Genomic DNA, 3989 nt, shown 5'->3' with positions numbered 1-3989 from the left:
CTTTTATATTGTTTAATACTTCATCGATTTGTTGTAACCACCATTTAATGGGAATCCCTTGGATATCATCTTCTAAAAATGTGGCTACAATTTCTATTTCTTTAGGTAATTCTATTTTTAAAGAATCTACATCTTCATATTTTGTTATTTTATAATCATATTTCATTTTTGGTACCTCACCATCTTTAGTACTTTGGATAAACAGTTATAATTTTATCATTAATAAGAACAAATCTAATTTCCATTCCCTCAGAAGTCTTACCAGAATATACATTGCCATGTCGATGTCTTTTATTATTAAAAGCCTCATAAATGGCTTCCATTACTTTAGTTCTATCCCAATGTTTTTGGAAAAAGGTCGATGGTGATTCCTTTAGAACCCCATTAACTTCGATTTCAGCAGTATATACACCAAAACGATTAGGTGGTGACTCAGTTCCAGGTTTTATTTTTCCGCCTCCCATCATACTCTCATGATGGTACCCACCAGGTTCTCTATTTCTATTAAAGTTTCCATGAAAAAGATGTTCAACAGCTTTATTATTCAAGAAAACAGAATTAGGGTGTGCTTTGAATTTATCGAAGAATAAAAAAGTATCTTTAGCTTGTGTAAAAGTATTGCCTGTAATATTGGATTTTAAAGTAGTTCCACCAGCAAAAGCAAATTGGTCTTTCAATGGTATTTGATTCGAAACGGAAGAGATACCTTCTGAGAATTTTGCTAGATTCGCGCCTTCACTGAGTGTAGTTATTTTCCCTACTCTGCCTATCCCTTTATCTCCAACCCATCCTATCCCAACTTCCATAAAAGTACTTGTTCCCCATTTTGCGCGACTTTCTGCATCACCATGCCAAAAATCATTCACAAATGAATCAGAAAAAGTATTATAAGCAGTAGATGCTGTCTCTAGGGGATGACCTATAGCATACTTAATATTTTCTTTTGTTACTGTATCATCTAGTGAATTGAATCCTTCTACAATCCCTCCGATAACTTGCCCAGAACCAACATAAAGACCGCCTATTACGGGCGGTCGATTTTTTTATTAAGTGCTTTTTAATGCTTGTTTTAGCGTTTTAACTGTTTGTTCAAGCCATTCTAATGGTGTTATTTCTAATCCTTCAAAATATATCCCATCTGCAGAAAACTGTATGTACTCATTTTTTTCTTTATCACTATAATCACTTTGAATAAATTCAGTTAGAAAAATAATAGCGTCTTGTAAATATTCCGTACTTTCTTCTTCAAGTAACTCTTGGAGTGCTTCTTCGTAAAATGTATCTTGATGAAATGTTGCTGCTAAGAACTGATAAACCGGATCTTCTGGATTTTTTTTTAATAGCATATATTTCTTTCCTCCTATTAGTCAACTGGATAACCTGTTAAAATGAAATTTCCATTGCCGTCTTTTTTTAAGACAATTTTGGCATTTTTCATATCATGAGCTGTTGTAGCCCCTCTCCGTACTCCACGCCCAATAATATCATTATTATAATAATCCAACGCTATCGTAGAACGGCTTCGGGGATTATTTAACCAATCTCTAATAATTCGTTGGTTATTAGGGTCACTGAGGGTAGCATTAGCTACTTTCTCAGCGGTAGCCCTATCAGTAAAAGTTGATGACCCTGTTATTCTAGAATCATTCTGTAATCTTTGCAACAACTCTTCATCTGTTTTTCCTACGTGCCTTTTGATTAAATGTCCACCTCTAGCTTTATGCGCTTTTAGTCCGCCTCCTGGAGCAAGTAGACTGCTATCACCAGGTTTTACATTAAGAATATTTTCATCTCTAGCAAATTGATAGGTCGATAGCTTTTCCTCAACTGCTCTAAAATCTGGCGTATCAAATCTAGACCGCAAACTGCCTCCGCCAGCAAAAGCAAATTGGTCTTTCAATGGTATTTGATTCGAAACGGAAGAGATACCTTCTGAGAATTTTGCTAGATTCGCGCCTTCACTGAGTGTAGTTATTTTCCCTACTCTGCCTATCCCTTTATCTCCAACCCATCCTATCCCAACTTCCATAAAAGTACTTGTTCCCCATTTTGCGCGACTTTCTGCATCACCATGCCAAAAATCATTCACAAATGAATCAGAAAAAGTATTATAAGCAGTAGATGCTGTCTCTAGGGGATGACCTATAGCATACTTAATATTTTCTTTTGTTACTGTATCATCTAGTGAATTGAATCCTTCTACAATCCCTCCGATAACTTGTCCAGAACCAACGTATATACCGTCCCAAACTTTTCGAAGCATAGATTTTTCAGGGGGGGTATCATACATTGTACCTTCTTCGATATTATCATCTGATAAATTGTTATTTACAAAATTATCCGCTTCGCGTGCCTTAGCTTCTGTCATTTTTTGAATGGAAGTCGTCCAGTCCATATTCAATCCCTGTGTACTAAATGTACCACTTACGGGACTAAAACCTTTTCCACTTTGGACTTCCGCTAAACCCATCGCAATGTTAGCGGCTAGTTGGAGGGCCGTATCATAATTACTACTAGAAGTATAATTAAATTCATATAGATGTTCTAGTTTTTCTTGCAGTTTTTGCCTCATGACATTAAAAAGATCCGCCAGAGCGTCCATACCCGGTATTGGCATAGTTTGAGTAATGGATTCCATACTTGCTTTCATTCGGTCAATTTCTCGAATTTGTTCTAATATTTCTTGTTCGATTACATCTGCCTGAGCTACTCGCGATTGAAAATCGTTTGGAAAGGCATTATTTTGATGGATTAGTTCTTCACATAAATAAATAATACCTTGCGCTAAAGGACGAAAGGTTTGTACAAAAAATGATTTTGCACTACTATATGTTTGTCCCTGTAAAACAGTATCAACTGCAAAAGCGTCAATCGACTGAATCGCTTGTTCCATACCTTGAATGGTAGCAGTACATACAGCATTCATGCTTTGAGTTTGGCTTTGTACTTCCCCCAAATACATATTTAAACTCATGCATTGACCTCCCTTGCTAATTGTTGTTGTTGATAGGAAAGGTCGTTTTCTAAATCACTAGGATCTCGTTTCTCTTTAAACAATGTTTCTTTTTTGTTTTCCAATTCGAATGTAAGTTTTCGCTCAATGTGTTGTGCTTCTTGACGCATATTCATAAAAAAATAAGATAATTCTTTATCACGATGCCAAGTTTCTAAAATTCGATTAAATAAACGATTACTTCTATTTTTCCATTCATAAAAATCTCGTTCCACATGTTCCTGGGTTTGAATTGCAAATTGATTTCGATCCTGTTCTTCGAATACACTTTGTAGTTTTTGATTCAATTGATTAATTTGTTTTTCAATATCTTGACTCATCTTTTCCCCCTACCCTTTTACTTTTATCAGATAGTCACATTAGCGAAAGGTATTATGAAGTTCATTATCCATTCTCTCAAACTCGTTAGCTACCGAGTGAATATTATCAATCGATTGTTGAAAGGCAGCAAGAAATTGTCTCGTCAAATCTAAGACTTGTTGATTCGCTTCTTGTGCTTTGAAATTAACAGATAATGTTGTACGCGTCGCCTTTGTTATAGAACGACTGGTTGCACTTTGAATCCTATCAGAGGCTGATCCCATTTTCGTAGCAATTTGCGTTGCTGTTTGTAAATTACTTTGAAATTGTCCCATTCTTTCAAACCCTTTCTATAAGTTTTCCAAACGCATCAAAGAAATCTCATTAAATATATATCCCTATCAATATCACTCGCTAGGCATGCAATCAAATGAGCCATACAATATAAGCTGTATGGCTCATTTGAAATGCTTGTTATATAGAGTATGACAATTTTTATTTCAAACCGAAATTACGTGATAATTCTTCATCATGAGAAGCAACAGCCTCTGCAGTTTTATTCAGCTGCACATTAATTTCTTGTAATAGCTGTGCGAAGTTTTGTACTTTTGGCTTTAATTCATTGAACTGTTGATCAAAACCTTCGAAAGCACGACCTTCCCATTCTCCTCTTAAT

At 35.5% G+C, this 3989-nt stretch carries 5 protein-coding genes and 1 pseudogene; all 6 read right to left on the bottom strand.

Annotation, left to right across the window (positions count from 1 at the left end; all coding sequences use genetic code 11):
* Positions 1-185: 185 nt before the first annotated feature.
* Positions 186-1019: pseudogene (locus AB3X48_RS18745) on the bottom strand (EndoU domain-containing protein); the annotation flags it as partial.
* A gap of 27 nt (positions 1020-1046) precedes the next feature.
* Positions 1047-1346 carry a contact-dependent growth inhibition system immunity protein gene (locus AB3X48_RS18740; RefSeq protein ID WP_016103879.1) on the bottom strand — a complete coding sequence of 100 codons (300 nt, stop codon included), beginning with the start codon at positions 1344-1346 and terminating at the stop codon, positions 1047-1049.
* A gap of 17 nt (positions 1347-1363) precedes the next feature.
* Positions 1364-2974, bottom strand: a complete 1611-nt coding sequence (locus AB3X48_RS18735; RefSeq protein ID WP_367959807.1) for an RNase A-like domain-containing protein — start codon at positions 2972-2974, stop codon at positions 1364-1366.
* Positions 2971-3333 carry a DUF3958 family protein gene (locus AB3X48_RS18730; RefSeq protein ID WP_016103877.1) on the bottom strand — a complete coding sequence of 121 codons (363 nt, stop codon included), beginning with the start codon at positions 3331-3333 and terminating at the stop codon, positions 2971-2973. The genes AB3X48_RS18735 and AB3X48_RS18730 overlap by 4 nt, the downstream gene beginning before the upstream one ends.
* 39 nt (positions 3334-3372) lie before the next feature.
* Positions 3373-3648 carry a TIGR04197 family type VII secretion effector gene (locus AB3X48_RS18725; RefSeq protein WP_367959806.1) on the bottom strand — a complete coding sequence of 92 codons (276 nt, stop codon included), beginning with the start codon at positions 3646-3648 and terminating at the stop codon, positions 3373-3375.
* Between the two features lie 160 nt (positions 3649-3808).
* Positions 3809-3989 (bottom strand): WXG100 family type VII secretion target (locus tag AB3X48_RS18720; protein WP_367959805.1); only part of this gene is annotated, 181 nt, incomplete at its 5' end.

The sequence above is a fragment of the Bacillus sp. S4 genome, from assembly GCF_040838205.1.
Lineage (GTDB): Bacteria > Bacillota > Bacilli > Bacillales > Bacillaceae_G > Bacillus_A > Bacillus_A cereus_U.
The sequence above is the reverse complement of the archived record's forward strand: the minus strand, read 5'-3'. Positions and strand labels throughout refer to the sequence as shown.